The organism is Paenibacillus lentus (genome assembly GCF_042714055.1).
GTDB classification, from domain to species: Bacteria; Bacillota; Bacilli; order Paenibacillales; family Paenibacillaceae; genus Fontibacillus; species Fontibacillus lentus_A.
The window spans coordinates 728,599-748,690 of sequence record NZ_JBHGVC010000001.1 but is presented as its reverse complement, the minus strand read 5'-3'; the positions used below and the strand labels follow the sequence as shown (position 1 = coordinate 748,690).

The window sequence follows — 20,092 nt, the reverse complement described above, 5'->3', positions numbered from 1 at the left end:
AGGACATATAATGAGAACGATTATCAATATCATCGGATGTTTGTCGAGGATTAAATTGCTTCTAGTCTAGGATAAGTAATCACTAGCGATATTAAGAAGGGGAGATAAATAGAGATGAGGAGCCATCTAGCACGTAGATTCAGTTTTGCTATGATCGTTATTTTACTGTTAGGAATGTTGTCCGCGTGCGGGAAAAATACGGTAGCTGATCCTGTATCCAGTTCAGGCTCTAACGTTAGCGCCGGGACTGATACTAATTCGCAATCGGCCAATTCTGCGAACAGCGGCAATAATCCCGATCTTACTGGCACGATTACATATCAAGCGGCGAACGGCGAGGTGGAAATACCGAAAAATCCGCAGCGTGTCGTCGTATTGGCGGATAGCTATGTAGGCTACTTCCTTGCGCTGGGTATCGAGCCTGTTGGCGTATCGCAGCATGTATTGAGCAATCCGTACTTCAAAGGTCATTTGGACGGGATTGAAAATTTGGGGGACGGGAAATCCGTGGAGAAAATATTGGAGCTGCAGCCTGATTTAATTATCGAATTTGCCGCTACGGATACGGCACATATCGACAATCTATCAAAAATTGCCCCGACAGTTGGCGTGGAATATGGAAAGCTGCCATTAAGAGAACAAATGCTGGAATTCGGTAAAATGACTGGCAAAGAGGATGAAGCAAAGGAATGGATCTCCAAATGGGAGCAGCTGATCGCTGATAACGAACCTAAAGTGAAAGCCGCTGTTGGGGATCAAACGGTTTCTATTTTACAGCCTTATTCCAAAGGGGTATACGCCTTCGGTCATAATTATGCCAGAGGCGGGGAAATCATTTATGGCGAGTTTCAGCTAAAAGCGCCTGAGCTTCTTCAAAAGGAAGCGATTGACAGCGGTACAGGGTGGGCGAGTATATCGCTGGAGGTGCTGCCTGATTATGCAGGGGACTTTATATTCACCAGTCCATGGTCAGGGGACGATGCTAACCCTGATGTTGTATTTGAGAGTACGATTTGGAAGGATCTCTCGGCTGTCAAAAATAATCGTGTGTTTCCGCTTGATGCTGCGGGCTCCTACTTCAACGATCCGATTTCTTTGGAAGCACAATTGGAGTTCATTGTCGAAAGCTTAACCCAATAATCATTAATTCCGTGAATCGAGCTTACCGATTCGAGCTGATGGATGAGGAGAACTTAGTATGACAGATTTGTTGGAAAGTACAAAGACGGAGGGACGTGTACCTGTATCGAAGCCTCGGACAAGACCGATGGTCACTTCCTTTATCTTATTAGGGGGGATTGCGGCTTTAGTATTTGGAATCGCGTTGTCTGTCTCCTTTGGTGCGGCGGACATCGAGTTCCTCACCGTCTGGGAAGCGGTGTTTCGCTTTAATCCGGAGCTGACCCAGCACCAGATCATTCAGGAGCTGCGACTGCCCCGTGTGCTTGGCGGAGCGATGGTTGGCGCAAGCTTCGCTGTCGCGGGCGCGCTCATGCAAGGAATGACCCGAAATCCAATGGCGGATTCCGGGCTGCTCGGTCTTAATGCGGGGGCGGGCTTTGCGCTGGCGCTGTGCTTTGCATTTTTTCCGGGATTATCGTTTAATTTACTCATTTTGTATTCCTTCTTGGGTGCTGGTATTGGTGCCGGGCTTGTATTCGGGATCGGTTCTCTGGCGAAAGGGGGACTGACTCCGGTTCGTCTTGTATTAGCTGGGGCGGCTGTCAGCGCATTGCTAGTAGCTCTAAGTGAAGGGGTAGCGTTATATTTTCGGATCGGGCAGGATCTGGCATTTTGGTCGGCAGGCGGTGTTGCCGGAACGAAGTGGTTCCAGTTGAAAATTATTTTTCCCTGGGTCGGGGGCGCAATTCTCGGTGCAATGATGCTCTCCAGATCAATTACGATGTTAAGTCTTGGAGAAGAGGTGGCTGTCGGACTAGGACAACGTACTGGGCTTGTTAAGCTGGCAGGAACGATTATCGTGCTGATTTTGGCTGGTTCAGCGGTTGCGGTTGTCGGTTCCGTCGGCTTTGTGGGACTTATTATTCCGCATTTAACCCGGTTTCTCGTTGGTGTTGATTATCGCTCAATCATACCTTGCTCGGCAATTTTGGGCAGTCTGCTTGTCGTCTTTGCCGATCTTGCAGCCAGAATGATCAATCCGCCATTCGAAACGCCGATTGGGGCGCTCATCGCCCTGATTGGCGTGCCATTCTTCCTCTATCTCGCGCGTAAAGAGAGGAGGGAGCTATAGATGGAACCCGTACAAGCAGTGTCTTCATCTTCGAACAAACGTAGAATGAAGCGCGGGGTTGTCGTGATGACGATTTTGGGCATTTTAATTATTAGTGCTTTTATTGTAAGTATGAATACGGGATATATCCGTTTGTCGCCGCTTGATGTAGTCAAAACGCTATTTGGCATGGGAACGGAGAAGCAGTCGCTCATCTTGTTTCAATTTAGGCTTCCGCGCATCGTCATTTCCGTGCTTATCGGTGCAGGACTAGCTGTATCAGGCTGTATTTTGCAAGGGATTTCTCGCAATGCGCTGGCTGATCCGGGTATTCTTGGCATCAATGCTGGCGCCGGGCTTATGGTGATGCTGTATGTTTCCTTCTATCCGACAACATCAGCAGGCTCCATATTTCTGCTTCCCGTGCTGGCGCTAGTTGGTGCTGGATTTACCGCTGCACTGATCTATGTGCTGTCTTATAAGCGGAATGAAGGGATCTCGCCGACAAGGCTCATTCTTACGGGAATTGGTGTAGCAGCCGGGATTAGCGCGGCGATGATCGTACTGACGCTGAAGCTTGATCCAAATAAGTATCAGTTTGTAGCGACCTGGCTAGCGGGAAGTATTTGGGGTTCAAACTGGAAATTTGTACTTGCACTGCTGCCGTGGATCGTTATACTTCTTCCGTATGTCTTTTATAAAGCCCGTGTCATGAACGTGCTGAATCTTGGCGAGAACACAGCAACCGGGCTTGGTGCGCCTGTAGAGAAAGAGCGTCTGCTGCTGCTTGCCGCTGCGGTTGGCTTGGCTGGCTCCTCCGTTGCGGTGAGCGGCGGGATTGGCTTTGTCGGTCTGATAGGCCCTCACCTGGCAAGGAGACTTGTTGGCCCTAAGCATCAACTGCTACTGCCGACATCGGCTTTGATAGGAGCGCTGCTGGTTGTCGTTGCCGATACGATTGGGCGCTGGATATTGCAGCCATCGGAAATACCGACGGGCATTGTTGTCGCTGTCATCGGTGCGCCATATTTTCTTTATTTACTCACTAAAACAAGAGTATAATAATAAAGCTGTGACGACTGCGGATAGCGGGGGTCACAGCTTTTTTTCTGGGGAAATACGGATGCGGAAATGAGCTTTACATTTTGGGGAAATACCTCTTGATTAATTTCGGGAAAACAGGTATATTACAAGCACGCACTATATTTAGTGTGAAATATTGGATGGATACACTATATGTAGTGTGATGTGCAATGATACGGCTTTAATGCAATAGGAAGGATGCTGCCGATGGCTCATCTCCTGCGGGTGGGCTATTTTTTTACGGGAGGGAAAGCAATGCTCGTGGTTTTTGATTCGAAGACGGGTAACGTCAAACGCTTCGTCAGCAAATTGGATGTAGAGCATGTCCAGATTCAAGACGGCTTGATCCTTGATCAGCCATTTGTACTCATTACATATACGACAGGCTTTGGCCAGGTTCCTCAGACGACCCTGAAATTTCTGGAGGACAACGGCGAGCTGCTGCAGGGCGTGGCCTCGAGCGGCAATACGAATTGGGGCGTACGTTACGGACTCGCCGGAGATCAAGTGGCGGAAATGTACTCTGTTCCCTTATTAATGAAATTCGAGCTTAGCGGCACCAAGAAGGATGTCGAGCGATTTAAACAGGAGGTTAAGCAAATTGTCTACACTTACTCAAACCCAAACACTCACCCAAACGCAAATTCCCAATTGGATACAGCTTAATAATGAAATCATGGTGCAAAAGGACGGGCAGTTCCAGTTCCATAAAGATCTGGAGGCGGCTCGCAGCTACTTTGTCGATTACGTGAATCAGAATACGGTTTTCTTCCACGACCTGAAGGAGAAAATCGATTATTTAATAGAGCATCAATATTACGAAGAAGAGCTGTTCGCAAAATACGATTTCGCGGACGTCAAGAAATTATATGAAGCACTATACGCTCGCAAGTTTCGCTTTCCTTCCTTTATGAGCGCCTTTAAATTTTATAATAATTATGCGATGAAAACGAATGACGGCACGAAATTCCTGGAGCGCTATGAGGATCGGATTGCCGTAACCGCACTGTTCCTCGGAGATGGAGATATTCAAAAGGCCCGGGCTTATGCGGATGTATTGATTTCGCAGGAATATCAGCCTGCTACGCCAACCTTCCTGAATGCGGGGAAGAAGCGCCGCGGCGAGCTGGTCAGCTGCTTCCTACTGGAAGTGGATGATTCCATGAACGCGATCGGCTTCTCCATCAATTCCGCGCTGCAGCTCAGCAAGATCGGCGGCGGCGTTAGTCTGAATTTGAGCAAAATCCGCGCAGCCGGTGAGCAAATCAAAGGTCTCGACGGCAAGGCGAGCGGCGTGCTGCCGGTGATGAAGCTGTTCGAGGATGCGTTCTCTTATGCGAACCAGCTAGGCCAGCGGGACGGCAGCGGGGTCGTCTATCTCAATTTGTTCCATGCGGACATTCATGAATTCCTGGACACGAAGAAGATCAACAGCGACGAGAAAATCCGTATCAAAACCTTGTCCCTTGGCGTTGTGGCCCCGAATAAGTTCTTCGAGCTGGTGGAGCAGGATAAGGATATGTATCTGTTCTATCCGCATACCGTCTATCAGGAATATGGCGTTCATCTGGACGATATGGATTTAACGGTCATGTACGATGAGCTCGTGAACAATCCTAAAGTGCGGAAGAAGAAAATCGTGGCGAGAGATCTGATCATCAAGATCGCGCAAACGCAAATGGAATCAGGCTATCCCTATATAATGTATGTGGATAATACGAATGAGCAGCATGCCCTCAAGGACATCGGGCGCGTCAAGTTCTCGAATCTGTGCAGCGAGATTGCGCAGTTGAGCGAAGTATCGACGATTAACGATTACGGGCAGGAGGACGTCGTCAACCGCGATATCTCCTGCAACTTGGGATCACTGAACATCGTGAATGTGATGAAAAACAACCGCATGCGCGAGACGGTTCATCTGGCGATGGACGCGCTGACCGAAGTGAGTGACCGCACGGAGCTGGAAATTGTGCCTTCGGTGGCGAAAGCGAACCGGGAGCTGCATTCCGTCGGCCTCGGAGCAATGAATTTGCATGGATATTTGGCGCTGAACCATATCCCTTATGAATCCAAGGAAGCGATTGATTTTGCGCGTACGTTCTTCATGATGCTAAACTACTACTCGATTGAGCGCTCCATGCTGATCGCGAAGGAGAGACAAGTGACGTTCAAGGACTTTGAGCGCAGCGAATATGCGAGCGGAACGTATTTCAAGCGTTATGAAGAGAATGATTACTCGCCGCGAACCGATAAGGTGAAGGCGCTCTTTGCAGGCCATCCTATCCCTACTCGCGAGGACTGGCTGCGCCTGAAGGAAGAGACGATGAAGCACGGGCTGTATCATGCCTATCGATTGGCCATCGCGCCGACCGGCTCAATTTCATATTTGCAGTCGTCGACGGCTTCGATCGCTCCGATTACGCAGCGCATTGAAGAACGCGAGTATGGCGATTCCAAGACGATCTATCCGATGCCATTCCTGAATGAGAGCAATTACTTCTTCTATAAGGAAGCTTACGATATGGATATGTTCAACCTGATTGACCTCGTAGCCGAGGTTCAGGTGCATATCGATCAAGCGATCTCGACAATTCTATACGTGAAGGACAATCTGACGACGAGAGACTTGGCGAAATACTATATTTATGCACAGAAAAAAGGGCTGAAGACGCTCTATTATACCCGCACGAGAAAAAGAACGATCGAGGAGTGCATCAGCTGCGTCATTTAAAGCAGTAAAGCTGCTGTGGTGCAAGAAATGCAGCTAGTGATGGCTAGCGCGATGAATGAAGCGGGTCGCAGAATACAGGAGGAAAGATAGAATGACAAAGTTCGAAGCTGTCAACTGGAACGCGCCGGAAACGGACTATACGGAAATGCTATGGACGCAAAATACGTCGCAGTTTTGGCTGGACACGGAAATTCCGATATCCAAGGACTTGAAGTCCTGGACGGAGCTGAGCAGCGACGAGAAAAATACGTTTATGAAGGTATTAGGCGGATTGACGCTGCTCGATACGGAGCAAGGAAACGTCGGAATGCCGCTGATTGCGCAGCATGTGGAAGGGAAGCAGAAGAAGGCGATCCTGATTTTTCAGGCGGCGATGGAGGAAATTCATGCGAAGAGCTACAGCACGATCTTTACGACGGTAGCCAGCAGCGAGATGATCAGCGATACCTTTCAATGGGTGCGCAGCAACAAGTATTTGCAGTACAAGACGCACCGGATCGACTCATACTATAGGAATATAGAGCAAGGCGGACGGTTAAGCCTGTACCAGGCAATGGTGGCTTCGGTGTTCCTGGAAAGCTTCCTGTTCTACTCGGGGTTCTTTTATCCGCTGTACCTGGCGGGGCAAGGCAAAATGGTGGCGAGCGGCGAGATCATTAAGCTGATTATTCGCGACGAGAGCGTGCATGGCGTGTTTGTCGGCCTGCTGGCTCAGGAGGTGTTCCAGCAGCTAAGCGCAGAGGAACAGGACTTCGCCGAGAAGTTCGTGAACGAGCTGCTGATGGATCTTTATAAGAATGAGCTGGAGTACACCGAGGAGCTGTATGATCCGATCGGCTTGACCCATGAAGTGAAGAAATATATTCGTTACAACGCGAACAAAGCGCTGATGAACCTGGGGCTTGAGCCGGCATTTGAAGAGGAAGAGATCAACCCGGTCGTGCTGAACGGGATTCGCACGGAAACGAGCACGCATGACTTTTTCTCCACGAAGGGGAAGGGGTACCAGAAAGGAACCGTTGAGCCTCTGCGTGATGATGACTTTGCGTTTCTGGATCAAAGGGTGAAGGAATCGAATATTTGGTAATCGCATTTGCTTTACCTGCGGCAACAATAAAACATCCCATTACACTAGGCCGTGTGATGGGATGTTTGCTTGGATACGTTATTTTTTGCTTGAAATTGTTAAAGTTGTTCCGTCGTTAAGTTACATGGCGTTTTCGCCACTGTCGTGGCTGACCTGCCACTCGGTGCCGAACTTGTCCTTGACGCTGCCATAGCATTTGCTCCAAAATGTCTCCTGCAGCTCCATGTTCACCGTGCCGCCTTCCTTCAATTTATGGAACACGGACTTGATTTCATCCAGATCGGTGCTGACGAAAGCCAGGGTGATGTTGTTGCCCTGAACGTAAGGCATTCCCGGAAACACGTCGGAGAACATCACGTTGCTTCCATTAACGTTGATGCGTGCATGCATGACTAAGTCCTTGGCTTCCTCGGGAAGCTTGTACTCCGGATTCGGCGGCGCTTCTCCAAAGGTCATGATTTGCGGTGCTTCAGTGTTAAATACATCGGCGTAGAACTCAACAGCTTCGCGACAGTTGCCATTAAAATTGAAATACACATCAACAGCCATTTGCCACACTCCTTCTTGAAATAGGGTCATGCTTGACCTACTTATTGTAGCATTTGGCGAAGTGAAAATAAATTAGTTTGAATTTTAGTTTTATTTTTATATGTTGTTGCTGGTTGGGGAAAGTGTTATATTTAAAAAGGGAACATACGTTCTATCTTTGCGAAATGGGATAACGTATGGTTTATAGGGAGATGTTAGGTAACCAATCTTATTTAGTCTCTGTTTATCGGGGGATATTTCTTTAGAAGAAAGGCTGAAATACTAGCAATAACTAATAGAAGGCCGCCGCCGATCGTGAAATTAGGAATTTTCCATATGATGTCAGGCGTAAGGCTCTTAAGGGTTTCATAATCATAGGGGGCCTTTTGTGCAAGCGAGGCAAATATGATGATCTTTTCAAAACCGCCTATAACGATCAATGAGATACCTAGAGAAAATAATTTCAAAGCTAACACTCCTGCAGGATTATTTTTAATAGGAAAAATGAATTGTAACAAACTGGGGTATCAGCCTAGAGCTACCCATATAGTACCATGTATAGTACTATGTGGGTAGGAGGTGGGTTGGTTAGGATGGAGCCCTACAGGAAGTGAATAAGAAGAGTAGGTGAGATTTTAACCAAAAGCGATGGAAAATAAGGATTTGGATTATTTCATGTCGTTGCCCTATACCATACAGATCGTACGGATTGAAGAAGCTTTTTGTTATTTTTATAGTATTCTCTTGGCAGATCCATAGTGAATTCTAAAATGTATTCATCAGTTTCCATCATAGTCAGCAGCATCATATTCCTGGGTTGCTTATTGTCTTTCCAGCCTTCTTCCATAGGAGAGAAGGACATAACGTGGAGCCTATTCTGGAGTCGCTCTTTAGAGTTTAGTACATAAGCCCTTTATAGTAACCCTCCTCTTCACTATAAAAATGACTTTTATATCTATCCGTAGAGAATGAATAGATGTAAAAAATAGCTTTGCCCCTCCTTCGGTATCAAAGTTGTAGCTAAGTTCTCTGCTACTTTCTCCAGAAGGCTCTCCCCATTCTGCCGAAAACTTGAATGATATACCGTTAAACTCCTTGCTGGTATAGTTCTCCTCTGAGCTGTTAAACTCGGAATGGATGGGACTCAATATATTCATGGTTCTTAATATTATTGTTAGCGATAAACTCGCTATTTTCTCTCATCAAGGACATTTTTGAAATATAATTGAGGGCAACAGGAAAGGAGGCCACCAAGTGAAAAGCTTCTTGGAAGAACTGTATTACGGAAACCTTAAGCCGAGCGAACAGATTGTTTCCGATGATCCGAGATACCGTCCGTTGAATCAGCAAATATCCGAGATGATGCAAATGTGGAGGCAGAAGCTGTCGGAAGAGGATTTCAGGCAGCTTGAAGCGATGCTGGATCTACAGGGGGAATCGAATTCGATGCATAATATGGCGACCTTTGTTCAGGGCTTTAAGCTTGGGGCTTCTATGATGATTGAGGTACTGCAAGGGAAAGAGTAGCGTGGTTGAGGCAAATAATGCATTAGGAATAAGGAATGATATTTTATAGCGAAGATACCTAGAGCCAATAGAGCCTATAGAATCAGTAGAGCCGATTCTTAGCGAATCGGTTTTTGGGTTTTGCAGAAACTTTATTGTGGAAGTTTGCGTCTTATTCTTATAACAAGAAATGATTGTAAATGATGAGGAGAAGATTCGATGAGAATAAAGCTAAGGAAATTTGGCCGCCCTCGAGCAGCTCTGGCAGGGATGTTGCTGTCCTTAACCATGCTTATGCCTTTTACAGCCCAAGCAGCTCAAACGGAGCAAGTGCCGGGCCAGAAAGGTAAATGGTTGTCGGATGTCGTGGCAATCTCTTCGGGAGATTATGCCGTATATGCGATCAAGAAGGACGGAACGGCATGGGCTTGGGGAGGAATGCGGGATAGAGGACTCCTTGGGAATGGCTCCATCGTTCCGGTGAAGAGTCCGGTGCGGATGCATATTGATGAGGTGAAGGATATCGCTGGGGGACATATGCACACGCTCATTCTGCGAAAGGATGGAACGGTGTGGGCCACCGGGGCGAATAACGAGGGACAGCTGGGCATCGGCACGACCTCGAACCAACCGGTTCTGGAACCGGTTCAAGTCCCTGGGCTGGACAATATCATCGCCATCGCAGCGAGTTATGATCAGAGCCTAGCGCTTGGAGCGGATGGCACGGTATGGCAGTGGGGGAGAAAGAATAGTGTACACACGCCGTCTCCCGTACCCGAAAAGCTGGAAGGAATTCCTTCGAGCACGGCCATTGCTGCGGGCTCTTTGACGGCAACCACATTGGACAAAGACGGACAGGTATGGATCACCGGATCGGCTGTGACGGATATGAATCCAGATCGCCTATGGGAGCCGACTACGGTGAAGGGTGATGGGATGGGTAAAGCTAAAGCGATTGCTGCAGGAAGTCAAAAAGCAGCAGCACTGCTGGAGAATGGCTCGGTCGCCATTTGGAAAAACTCTAAAACATACCCTACTGCGGGAGAACTGCTTAGCCCGATCAAGGTGCAGAATACTGCGGACACCGTTCATTTGGCAGGGGGCAGCTTCTCGACGTTTAGCACCATCAAGAAGGATGGAACGGTGTGGGTATGGGACAGCTACATGGATGCCAGCGAATACGCGGCCGTAAAGGTGGAAGGAATCAGCAGCGCAATTGATCTTGCGAATACAAGCATGAGGGAGCAATATGCCCTTTTGAGCAATGGGACGGTAATGAAATGGCATTATAACGGCGGATCCAGCACGCCATCGAAGCCGCAGCTTGTAGAGGATGCCATTCACGTCGAGATCAACGGTGAAAGTGTGGATTTCAGTTATCCGCCAGCACTCGTCAATAACGTGAGCTATGTTCCGCTTCGCGGAGTTTTTGAGCATATGGGCGCGAAGGTGACCTGGATGAATCAAACGAACTCCGTCATTGTGAGCAAAGATAAGATGAAGATTGAGATCGATCTCTATACGCTGAACACGATGATCAATGGGAAGAAAATTGCTGCTAGCCTGCAGCCGTTCAATGAGAACTATACGACGATGGTACCCCTGCGCTTTATAGCCGAAGCGTTGGGAGCCAAAGTGACTTGGGTCGAGGAGCAGCATGCGATACGTATTGAGCTCCCTCATCCTTAAGGCAGAAGGAAGGACATCCTCTAACTGATATGCTCCCCATACGGTAGACAGGTGAAATAATAAAACTTGGGGTAATCGGAAAATGTGTGGAAAGAGGGTTGAAAAGAACCCTCCTCCATGGCCTTAATCAGTGTGGAAAAATCAGCACCATAGGTTTCTTCATATACCCATTCGTAGCCAGTCTGTGACCAACCTGGAAATTGATTAGGTAACATTTTCCCGAAAGTAAATTCAACTTCTTTGAATTTCTTTTTCCTTTTAACTTTACGATAGCCTTGAGTGAATAAAATCTTTGCTCTGAGAGCTTCAAAAGAGTATCCACGACTAATATGATTCATTGTTTTAATTAAGCGATTTAGGGACTCTGTATAGGCGTTTGTTATGGGTGAATTGAAATAGTTGAATATCTCTTCTTCCCAGTTGTTTATTGCCTTAATCAGATCGCTTTTTGAAAACGCCTATTAATAAAACGATCAGAATTACTCCTTGCTTTTTCAGAAAATAAAGACCTTATAAAAGAAGAAAATACTATTACAGCCATAACAGACAGCCAATTGGCAGTAACCCCCACTAAAACCACAAGAATAAAAGGTAGGTCTAAAAGCACCCCGATTGGTACAGCTACGAAAGCCTCAAGAAAAGGCACAAATCCAATTATAAATACAGCTATATATTGATAAATAACGTTTACTTCTTCAACCCTTTGAAGAATTTCTTCAATCCATACTAATTCCTCCCTAAATGAACTTTGTTTTTTATTTAGTGATTGTGGATACTGTCTTTCCATAAAATATATTATTCTTGTAATTTTGACATATGAGCAAAAGCATTTTTAAGAAACGTTCTTTCTTCTTCAGTGAATGGATTTAGTATATTGGGTTCATCATATTGATTCGCTAAATTTATTTCCTCCGTCTCCATCTTTGATAACGTTTGGTTAGAAAGAGCCACCAACTGTTTGATAAACATTAATGCTTCATCAGATTCAGGATTTATTTCGTTAGCTACAAGTTTTTTCAAATTCATAAATAATGAAAAATACTCTTTATCTAAATTAACTCTTTCTTCATTTCTAAAATTGTGAATAGAACCTTTGACTTGACTATATTCATTAAGATTTTCTTCTTCAAAAAGAATTGAATGAATAATAAAGCAAAATAATTTTACATCTATTTTTTCATAGCCTGAAATAATAGCTTTCATATGGTCTAACTGGTCAATAGTTTGTCGGATTCTCTCTTGTTCTGCGATAAGTTCTCTTTTTTTGAATACAATTGAATGGATAAGTTGCTGTTCTTCTATATAATGCGATTCTAATAAATCTGCAATATCTTTCAAAGAAAATCCTATGAATTTAAGAGATTGGATTTGCTGTAAACGTAAGAGATCATTAAGACTATAAAGTCGGTGTCCTCCTTCCTTGTAGTCCGTTGGTATAAGTAAACCCAATCGTAATATCTAAGTGTCCGTATGGTAACGCCCGTTCGTTTAGCCAATTGTCCGATCGTCAACATATTACCTAACATGCGAATACCTCTCTTCTATATTTTCTTCTTTGCTTTTAATGTAGGGAATGGCTGGATAATAATATGATTTTTGAAAAGCTATTCGAATAATAGCATACATGATTATTAATGTTTCTATAGCCAATATAGCGTACTTAACCCACGTAGGAAGAAGACTGCTGATAATAAATAATGGAAAAATCGTCAAGTGGAAGTTAAGAGCTTTCCGACTTGATTCACAATAATATAAATTTTTCTTCCTTGTCATTAAAAACATAATAAAGGGAGGTATTACACCAAGAAGCAGTGAGACTCCGAGCATTAATTGGACTGAAAGTATTTCCTTTTTTGATGGTTTATTCATTTTTTCACCTCTCTAATCTTTTCTTAAATATAAGTATAAAAGGTGACGTGGGTAGAGTATCAAGGAAATATAATTTTAGTTTTTCTACACGATAATCCGTTTTGTGATTCCATGAACACAAATTTATTATTATTGATTTTCCACAGGATAATCCGAATACCCAAAACTTGTTACTGTAAGGGGAGTGCGGTTAAGGATTATCTGGATGGGGAATTGTCGCAGAACCAAATTATCGAAAAATATATGATTGCGAGTCGAACGCAACTTGCCGACTGGATTAAGAAGTATAATGGTCATAGCAGTTTAAAAGCTTATACAGGGGGAACCTTGAAATGCGAGAAGTATTATTTGCATACCTACCGAAGCTTTGAGGAACTCAAAAAAAATATTGATGACTATATACACTTTTACAATTACGAACGACTACAGATAAAACTAAACGGCCTCAGTCCAATGGAATTCAGGATCAAGGCCGCTTAACTGACTTTTATTTTTTGTACTGTCTACTTGACAGGGAGCGGTTCTAACATGGCGAGGGTGTCCTTTTTTTGAGAAGAGAATTTGTGATCATTTTATGAAAAAAATGGTTGACAGCCGTTAGAAGGGAGGGTAGTATGTTCAATAAATCATAGTAATCAGATAGGGATTAAATAACAACCAATCGACCGGACCTCCGGAGAGACCGCCATCAGCAGATGGGTGCGTCTCTTTTTTTTCGCTTATGAGCAAGGCTGGCGGCAGGCGGCTGTCTGATTCGCATCGCGATCAAGGTACTGAAGGAGGTAATCTTTATGAATCATTTATTTCGTAAATCGGTATGCATCACCACGGCTCTGCTGCTTGCAGCGTCCATTCTGCTTACGGGCTGCGGCGATAAAGGGACGTCAGCGTCGAGCGCGGCGAACCCGGATGGAATCGAGGTTGCCGAGCTTCGTTATCAGGGCGGCGTTGGGGCTGTTACTTTTCCGGAGCTGGCCGAGGATTTGGGCTATCTCGCCCCGCTCAAGCTGAAGTTCATTGGCACGACGATTAGCGGGCCGCAGGATATTCAGGCAGTGGTTACCGGGGACACTGATTTTGGCGGGGCATTCAATGGCGCCATAGTGAAGCTGATCGCGGCCAAAGCGCCGATTACGCCTGTCATTTCCTACTATGGCGTCGATGAGAATACTTGGTCTGGCTATTATGTGCTGGAGGATAGCCCGATCCAAACGGCGAGAGACTTGATCGGGAAGAAGATCGCAGTCAATACGCTCGGGGCGCATCATGAGTTCGTCATCAAAGAATATTTGCGCCGTGAGGGGCTGACAGCGGAAGAGATTGAGCAGGTGACGCTAGTCGTCGTGCCGCCGGTGACCGGGGAACAGACGCTGCGAGCGAATCAGGTAGATATGACCACGCTTGGCGGTGTGCTGCGGGATAAGGCGCTGGAGCGGGGCGGGATTCGTCCCTTGTTCACGGATAAAGATTTATTCGGTGTCTTTAGCGCCGGAAGCTATGTGTTGACCAATAAGTTCATACAGGAAAATCCGAAGGCGACGCGCAAATTCGTTGAGGCGACGGCCAAGGCGATCGAATGGGCAAGAACGACTCCACCGGAAGAGGTGAAGGCCCGCTACGTGAAGATTATCAAGGAACGCGGCCGTAAGGAGGATGACAGCAACATTAAATATTGGAAGAGTACCGGGGTAGCAGGCACGGGAGGGCTAATCGCCCCTGAGGAATTTGAGACCTGGGTGAACTGGCTGGTGAAGGAGGGGACGATTCAGGAAGGCGAAATAGACGGGAGCCGCATTTTTACAAATGAATTCAATCCTTATCAGGATGGAGGCGAGCAGAACGATGACGGCAAAAATTAATATCCAGCACGTGCACAAGGCTTTTCGGATCAAGCGGAACTTAGGACATCTGCAGGAATCCTCGCAGCCCATCTCCGCGCTGCAGGATATTCACCTGGAGGTGAAGCAGGGAGAATTCATGGTTATTGTCGGCCCAAGCGGCTGCGGGAAATCGACGCTGCTCGATCTGCTGGCGGGACTGACCAAGCCGAACAGCGGCCAGATTCTACTGGATGGGAAGGCAATTACGGGGCCTGATTTGGATCGGGGGATCGTTTTTCAGCAATATGCGTTATTTCCGTGGAAGACAGCGCTGGCCAATGTGGAGTTTGGCCTGGAGGCCAAGGGAGTCGGGAAGAAGGAGCGTCGTGCTGCCGCGCTTGAATATATCCAGCTCGTCGGGCTGTCGGGCTTCGAGAACCGCTACCCGCATGAGCTGTCAGGAGGAATGAAGCAGCGGATCGCCATCGCGAGAAGTCTCGCTTACGATCCCGAGGTGCTGCTGATGGATGAACCGTTTGCCGCGCTGGACGCGCAGACCCGGGAGACGCTGCAAAGTGAACTGCTGCGCATTTGGGAGGCAACGAAGAAGACGATTATTTTCATTACGCATGGCATTGAAGAGGCGGTATATCTTGGGCAGAGGGTGGCGGTGATGACATCCAGGCCTGGACGGATTAAAGAAGTCATCGACGTGCCTTTCCAGGCGCGATCCTCAGAGGAGGATTTGCGGGCTCACCCTGAGTTTGTAAAGCTCCGGCATCAAATTTGGGATTTACTCAAGGATGAGGTGCATAAGGCGCAGGAGCAGGAGAAATCGACTAGTCTTCATCAGCGTCATTCGAAATTTAAAGACAAAGGAGGAGCTTGAAGTGGCTGGTTCAGGTACGGGAGAGGTATTGGTTCGCTTTGAAACGGAGCAAAGGCTGCAAGGGCGCAGGCTGAATCTGGTTAGATGGTCATTTGGCAAGCTGTATCGAGGGATCAAATCATCCATCGCGATTATCGCCTTTCTATTATTGTGGGAGTTCGCACCTCGTTTGGGGATCGTGAACGTGACCTTTTTGCCGCCTCTGAGCACGGTGGTTACTGCCTGGTGGCAGCTGCTGCTCTCGGGAGATCTTGCCGATCATCTATTAGCCAGTTTAACGCGATCCATTGGGGGATTTCTCCTGGCGGTAGCCGTAAGCATTCCGGTTGGCTTAGCCATAGGCTGGTGGAAGGGGGTGGCCGAGTTCCTGAATCCGCTGCTGGAAATGTTTCGCAACACACCCGCTCTGGCGATTTTACCCGTTTTCATTTTGCTGCTGGGCCTTGGGGAAACGTCGAAAATTGCCATCGTCTTCTACGCCTGCGCCTTTCCGCTGCTGCTGAACACGATTAGCGGAGTAAGGAATGTCGATCCGCTATTGATTAAATCGGCGCGCTCGATGGGGCTATCGTCCGTGAGCCTGTTTTGCAAAGTCATTTTACCCGCGTCCGTACCGACGATCTTCGTTGGCATTCGGCAGGCGGGAGCCAGCTCGATTCTCGTACTGGTTGCTGCGGAGATGGTCGGCGCAAAGTCAGGGCTGGGCTATTTGGTTCAATATACGCAGTTCAGCTTCCAAATTCCGCAAATGTATGCGGGCATTCTAACCATTTCGGTGATTGGCCTCGTCGTTAACTACTTACTAGTTCATCTCGAGAGAAAACTGACATCCTGGAAACAGACCTATAGCGAGTAATCACACCAGCAGGATCGGGCAGTTAACCTTAAAAATCGAGCAACCCAACTATCAACATGGAGCAACCAAGGCATTCAAGCGCAAACATCCAAACCATCAAGCGGTGAAAGGAAGAGGTACATGGCGAAGAAGCAGCGACAAATGAACTTAAACGTATTCATTATGAACGCGGGACATCATGAAGCGGCCTGGCGGCGCTTAGATACCAAGGCGGAGCGGATTACGGATATCCGGTATTTTCAGCGGCTTGCCGAGATTGCGGAGCAGGCGAAGTTCGATTCGTTATTTCTGGCGGACATATTAGCCGTCGGTAAAAATGTGCAGCATGGCGTATCCTCATTCGGGCTGGAGCCGTTCACGCTGCTCTCGGCGTTAGCCGCCGTCACCGAGCGAATCGGATTGATCGGAACCGTATCGACTACCTATAACGAACCGTTCCATGTCGCGCGCAAGTTCGCCTCCCTGGATCATATCAGCCAAGGGAGAGCGGGCTGGAACATCGTCACATCAGGCAATGACATTGAAGCAAATAACTTTGGCCAAGAGGCTCATCTAGAGCATAGCAAGCGCTATGAACGCGCAAGAGAATTTTTAGAGGTGACGACGGGCTTGTGGGACAGCTTTGAAGACGATGCTATCGTGATCGATCGCAGCACGGGCCAATTTACGGATGGCACTAAAGTGCATGAGCTGAACCATTCAGGGCCGTTCTTCCGGGTCAAAGGCCCGCTCAATGTGCCCCGAAGCCCACAAGGGTATCCGGTGCTCGTTCAGGCCGGCTCGTCCGAGGACGGCAAGGAATTCGCCGCCGAGTATGCGGAAGCGATCTTTACGGCTCAGCAAACGCTGGAGGAGGCGCAGAAGTTCTACAGTGACGTTAAATCCAGACTGGTTAAGTATGGACGGCATCCCGATGAGCTTAAAATATTGCCAGGCATCTCCGCGATCATCGGCGAGACGGAGTCGGAGGCTAAGGAGAAGGAGCAGGAGTTAAATGAGTTAACAATTCCTGCATATGGATTGAACCAGCTATCCAACATGCTGAAGGTGGATTTGTCGGGCATTTCGCTCGACGGGCCGCTGCCTGAGCTGCCGAGTGTGGAAGCGATTAATGGAAACAAGAGTCGGTTCCAGCTTGTAGTTGATTTGGCCAAACGAGAAAATTTGACGATACGGCAATTGATCCATCGGTTGGCCGGTGGACGCGGACATCGTACGTTCGCCGGGACTGCCGTACAAATCGCAGATCAGTTGGAGGAATGGTTCACGAACGGAGCAAGCGATGGCTTTAATGTTATGCCGCCGTATTTGCCCGGCGGTCTGGAGGATTTTGCCCGGCTGGTCGTACCTGAGCTGCAGCGTCGCGGGCTGTTCCGCACCGAATATACAGGCCGAACCCTACGGGAGCATTACGGGCTGAAGCGGCCGGCCAACCAATACGCCCTAAGGCAACTTGTATCCAGGCTAGCTGGCTGCTAACGGAACCACCAAAATTTATAATATGGAGGAATGGAAATGAGTACATTGGAGAAAAGTCACGTCATTGAGGGAACGACGGTTGAGGTCGTGCCTGTAGCTGGACGGATCGGGGCAGAAATTCGCGGGGTTGTCCTGTCCCCGGATTTGGATCCAGCGACGACCACGGCAATCCGGGAAGCGCTGCTGAGCTATAAAGTCATCTTCTTCCGCGGACAGCAGCATTTGGACGACGCCGGGCAGGAAGCGCTGACGCGCCTGTTCGGCGACGCGGTCGCCCATCCAACGGTTCCGATCAAGCAAGGGACGGACTATGTGCTGGAGCTTGACTCGCAGCATGGCGGACGGGCGAATTCCTGGCATACGGATGTCACGTTCGTGGATGCTTATCCCAAAGCCTCGATTCTCCGCGCTGTTGTCGTTCCCGATTCCGGCGGCGATACCGTATGGGCAAACACGGCCGCGGCCTATGAGCATTTGCCTGAGGATTTGCGGAATTTGGCCGATCAGCTTTGGGCGGTGCACTCCAATGAATATGATTACGCAGCTCAGCGCGAGAGCATTTCAGATGAGGCTGTCCAGCATCATAAGAAGGTGTTTACGTCTACGGTATATGAGACAGAGCATCCCGTCGTTCATGTGCATCCGGAGACAGGAGAGCGCTCGCTCATTCTGGGGCATTTTGCGAAGAAGATCGTCGGTCTCTCGACGGCTGACTCCCAGGCGATTATTGGCCTGCTGCAAAATCATGTGACCCGCCTGGAGAATACGGTGCGCTGGCGCTGGTCCGTCGGAGACGTCGTCATTTGGGATAACCGTGCGACTCAGCATTATGCGGTCAATGACTATGGCGATCAGCACCGGGTTGTGCGAAGAGTGACCGTCGACGGGGACGTTCCGGTCAGCATCGATGGCCGCAAAAGCGTGACGCGTGTCAGAGAATAAATAGATTGGATCCCTATGTCCATGTCCAGGCCGCCTTGGAATTCAGCATCTAATAGTATCTCGGGATAAATTGTCTCCCGTGTGAACGAGCTCATAATCCCCAATTGAAGGTTAACGTTATACTAGGTTCATCAGATAATCCTAGTGATACGAAGGGATGGTGGCAGCGTATGCTTGAAATCGATTGCTTGGGAGAAATATGTCCTGTGCCTGTGATGATGCTGAAGAAGCACCACCAAGCGATTCTCCGCGGCGAGAAAGTGCTGCTCATAACGGATCATAGCTGTGCGAGAAAATCGATTACGGAGTATTGCGATCAGGCCAATCTGCGCTGCTCCATCCAAGAAGTCATCAACGGTGTATGGGAAATTAGCATTGAAGCTTCAGCACAACGTATCAATTAAGGTTTGTTCGATATAATGGATCAGTTGTTTCGTATCACGATCACATCTTTGATTTTTTTTCTTGATCATATGAACCTCATTATAAACCTGAAAATTACGAATATGGATCGTTTTGAGCTGTTTGCTGTACAGCTCTTTTTTTATGGACATGTACGGCAGAAATGCAGCGCCATGCCCTTTGATCGCAGCCAGCTTGACGGCTTCGATGGAATCGAGATTATAGAGAATATTCAGCTTCACGTTCTCTGCCAATGCCTGAGCCAGCGTCCGTTGGACGCAGCAGAGCTGTGCCGACCAAATGAGCGGATAACGTGGCAGCTCCTCTAATGAAATTTCTTCGGGGCAAAGCCTGGAGCTGCTCGAAACGAGCATGACTTTGTCTGAAAATACCTTATATGAGCTCACATCGGGTTTTGAGGAAGGGCCGGAAATGAAGCCGATATCGCCTTCTTCCAGCAGAATATGCTCCTCGATTTGCGGAGTGAGTGATTCGTTTAACGTGATATTGCAATGGGGAAAATGTCTCTTTACTTCAAATAAAGTACAGGGCAGAGCGTAGTTGCATACCTCCGGGATCGCGTAAATGGATAGCTGGTGCTGGCTGGGCCGCAATTGCTCGATTTCCGTAACCATATCCTCGTATAATTTGCAGATTTGAGCTGCGTATTTCTCCGCGATTACTCCCGCCTCGGTCAGCTTAGCACCTTTATTGCTTCTTTGCAGCAGCTCCGTGCCAAGTGAGGTTTCCCAGGATTTTAATTGTTGACTGAGAGCGGACTGTGTAATATGAGATTTTTGCGCCGCCTTGGAGATGCTCTTGAGCATGGCAATATCAAGAAATAATTTAAGCGTTTCCAAATTCATCATATGCTCCTCCTGTTGCCAGCCTTTGATCAAAGTATATCACACGTGTCTATGACTAATTTGCCATTAGAAAAACTTATGCAGCATCAAAAAAGCAGATAACCACAGGCTG

Annotated in this window: 21 protein-coding genes and 2 pseudogenes; 15 read left to right on the top strand and 8 right to left on the bottom strand. The window is 47.7% G+C overall.

Annotated elements, in window-relative coordinates; translation table 11 throughout:
* Positions 1-114 precede the first annotated feature (114 nt).
* The 6 genes from ACE3MQ_RS03275 (at position 115) to nrdF (ending at position 7,134) form a co-directional block, all read left to right on the top strand.
* Positions 115-1,140 (top strand): iron-hydroxamate ABC transporter substrate-binding protein, encoded by a 1,026-nt coding sequence (locus tag ACE3MQ_RS03275; protein WP_379390544.1) that lies wholly within the window; start codon positions 115-117, stop codon positions 1,138-1,140.
* Positions 1,141-1,198: 58 nt separating this feature from the next.
* Positions 1,199-2,254 (top strand): FecCD family ABC transporter permease, encoded by a 1,056-nt coding sequence (locus tag ACE3MQ_RS03270; protein ID WP_379390542.1) that lies wholly within the window; start codon positions 1,199-1,201, stop codon positions 2,252-2,254.
* Positions 2,255-3,295 (top strand): FecCD family ABC transporter permease, encoded by a 1,041-nt coding sequence (locus ACE3MQ_RS03265; RefSeq protein ID WP_379390540.1) that lies wholly within the window; start codon positions 2,255-2,257, stop codon positions 3,293-3,295.
* A 276-nt stretch (positions 3,296-3,571) separates the two neighbouring features.
* On the top strand, positions 3,572-3,982 hold the full coding sequence (gene nrdI / locus ACE3MQ_RS03260; RefSeq protein WP_379390538.1) for a class Ib ribonucleoside-diphosphate reductase assembly flavoprotein NrdI: 411 nt from the start codon (positions 3,572-3,574) through the stop codon (positions 3,980-3,982).
* Positions 3,983-3,992: 10 nt separating this feature from the next.
* Positions 3,993-6,047: a class 1b ribonucleoside-diphosphate reductase subunit alpha gene (nrdE, locus tag ACE3MQ_RS03255; protein ID WP_379390729.1), complete on the top strand. Its 2,055-nt coding sequence runs from the start codon at positions 3,993-3,995 to the stop codon at positions 6,045-6,047.
* Between the two features lie 91 nt (positions 6,048-6,138).
* Positions 6,139-7,134 (top strand): class 1b ribonucleoside-diphosphate reductase subunit beta, encoded by a 996-nt coding sequence (gene nrdF / locus ACE3MQ_RS03250; RefSeq protein WP_379390536.1) that lies wholly within the window; start codon positions 6,139-6,141, stop codon positions 7,132-7,134.
* 120 nt (positions 7,135-7,254) lie between these two features.
* Here the strand turns inward: nrdF and ACE3MQ_RS03245 are convergent, their stop codons facing one another.
* Positions 7,255-7,683, bottom strand: a complete 429-nt coding sequence (locus ACE3MQ_RS03245; RefSeq protein ID WP_379390727.1) for a VOC family protein — start codon at positions 7,681-7,683, stop codon at positions 7,255-7,257.
* Positions 7,684-7,895: 212 nt separating this feature from the next.
* Positions 7,896-8,129 (bottom strand): hypothetical protein, encoded by a 234-nt coding sequence (locus ACE3MQ_RS03240; RefSeq protein ID WP_379390534.1) that lies wholly within the window; start codon positions 8,127-8,129, stop codon positions 7,896-7,898.
* Positions 8,130-8,916: 787 nt separating this feature from the next.
* Here ACE3MQ_RS03240 and ACE3MQ_RS03235 point away from each other — a divergent pair.
* Together ACE3MQ_RS03235 and ACE3MQ_RS03230 are read left to right on the top strand one after the other, a co-directional pair.
* Positions 8,917-9,189, top strand: coding sequence for a DUF6809 family protein (locus ACE3MQ_RS03235; protein WP_379390532.1), 273 nt, complete (start codon positions 8,917-8,919; stop codon positions 9,187-9,189).
* 198 nt (positions 9,190-9,387) lie between these two features.
* Positions 9,388-10,857 (top strand): stalk domain-containing protein, encoded by a 1,470-nt coding sequence (locus ACE3MQ_RS03230; RefSeq protein WP_379390530.1) that lies wholly within the window; start codon positions 9,388-9,390, stop codon positions 10,855-10,857.
* A 263-nt stretch (positions 10,858-11,120) separates the two neighbouring features.
* Here ACE3MQ_RS03230 and ACE3MQ_RS03225 read toward each other — a convergent pair.
* The 5 genes and pseudogenes from ACE3MQ_RS03225 to ACE3MQ_RS03205 all read right to left on the bottom strand — a co-directional run.
* Positions 11,121-11,300, bottom strand: a pseudogene (locus ACE3MQ_RS03225) (transposase); the annotation flags it as partial.
* Entirely contained in the window at positions 11,294-11,644 is a 351-nt protein-coding gene (locus ACE3MQ_RS03220; protein ID WP_379390528.1) for a hypothetical protein, read from the bottom strand. The gene ACE3MQ_RS03220 and the pseudogene ACE3MQ_RS03225, both read right to left, overlap by 7 nt.
* Positions 11,645-11,652: 8 nt before the next feature.
* The gene (locus tag ACE3MQ_RS03215) at positions 11,653-12,195 is read right to left on the bottom strand and encodes a MerR family transcriptional regulator (RefSeq protein WP_379390737.1); all 543 of its coding nucleotides are present in this window, start codon (positions 12,193-12,195) and stop codon (positions 11,653-11,655) included.
* Positions 12,196-12,225: 30 nt separating this feature from the next.
* Positions 12,226-12,306, bottom strand: a pseudogene (locus ACE3MQ_RS03210) (MerR family transcriptional regulator); the annotation flags it as partial.
* Between the two features lie 66 nt (positions 12,307-12,372).
* The gene (locus ACE3MQ_RS03205) at positions 12,373-12,726 is read right to left on the bottom strand and encodes a magnetosome magnetite crystal formation protein family (RefSeq protein ID WP_379390526.1); all 354 of its coding nucleotides are present in this window, start codon (positions 12,724-12,726) and stop codon (positions 12,373-12,375) included.
* A 111-nt stretch (positions 12,727-12,837) separates the two neighbouring features.
* Here ACE3MQ_RS03205 and ACE3MQ_RS03200 point away from each other — a divergent pair, with 111 nt between their 5' ends.
* From ACE3MQ_RS03200 to ACE3MQ_RS03170, 7 genes are all read left to right on the top strand, one after another.
* Positions 12,838-13,206, top strand: coding sequence for a helix-turn-helix domain-containing protein (locus ACE3MQ_RS03200; protein ID WP_379390725.1), 369 nt, complete (start codon positions 12,838-12,840; stop codon positions 13,204-13,206).
* A 311-nt stretch (positions 13,207-13,517) separates the two neighbouring features.
* Entirely contained in the window at positions 13,518-14,585 is a 1,068-nt protein-coding gene (locus tag ACE3MQ_RS03195; protein ID WP_379390524.1) for an ABC transporter substrate-binding protein, read from the top strand.
* A complete protein-coding gene (locus tag ACE3MQ_RS03190; protein ID WP_379390522.1) occupies positions 14,569-15,435 on the top strand; it encodes an ABC transporter ATP-binding protein in 867 nt (288 codons plus the stop codon). The genes ACE3MQ_RS03195 and ACE3MQ_RS03190 overlap by 17 nt, the downstream gene beginning before the upstream one ends.
* Before the next feature lies 1 nt (position 15,436).
* Positions 15,437-16,291 carry an ABC transporter permease gene (locus ACE3MQ_RS03185; protein ID WP_379390520.1) on the top strand — a complete coding sequence of 285 codons (855 nt, stop codon included), beginning with the start codon at positions 15,437-15,439 and terminating at the stop codon, positions 16,289-16,291.
* A 120-nt stretch (positions 16,292-16,411) separates the two neighbouring features.
* On the top strand, positions 16,412-17,770 hold the full coding sequence (locus tag ACE3MQ_RS03180; protein WP_379390518.1) for an LLM class flavin-dependent oxidoreductase: 1,359 nt from the start codon (positions 16,412-16,414) through the stop codon (positions 17,768-17,770).
* A gap of 36 nt (positions 17,771-17,806) precedes the next feature.
* Positions 17,807-18,712: a TauD/TfdA dioxygenase family protein gene (locus ACE3MQ_RS03175; protein WP_379390516.1), complete on the top strand. Its 906-nt coding sequence runs from the start codon at positions 17,807-17,809 to the stop codon at positions 18,710-18,712.
* A gap of 170 nt (positions 18,713-18,882) precedes the next feature.
* Positions 18,883-19,116 (top strand): sulfurtransferase TusA family protein, encoded by a 234-nt coding sequence (locus tag ACE3MQ_RS03170; protein ID WP_379390514.1) that lies wholly within the window; start codon positions 18,883-18,885, stop codon positions 19,114-19,116.
* On the opposite strand, the gene ACE3MQ_RS03165 is transcribed toward ACE3MQ_RS03170, so the two are convergent.
* A complete protein-coding gene (locus ACE3MQ_RS03165) occupies positions 19,096-19,983 on the bottom strand; it encodes a LysR family transcriptional regulator (RefSeq protein WP_379390512.1) in 888 nt (295 codons plus the stop codon). The two genes, ACE3MQ_RS03170 and ACE3MQ_RS03165, sit on opposite strands and share 21 nt — an antisense overlap.
* Positions 19,984-20,092: the final 109 nt, after the last annotated feature.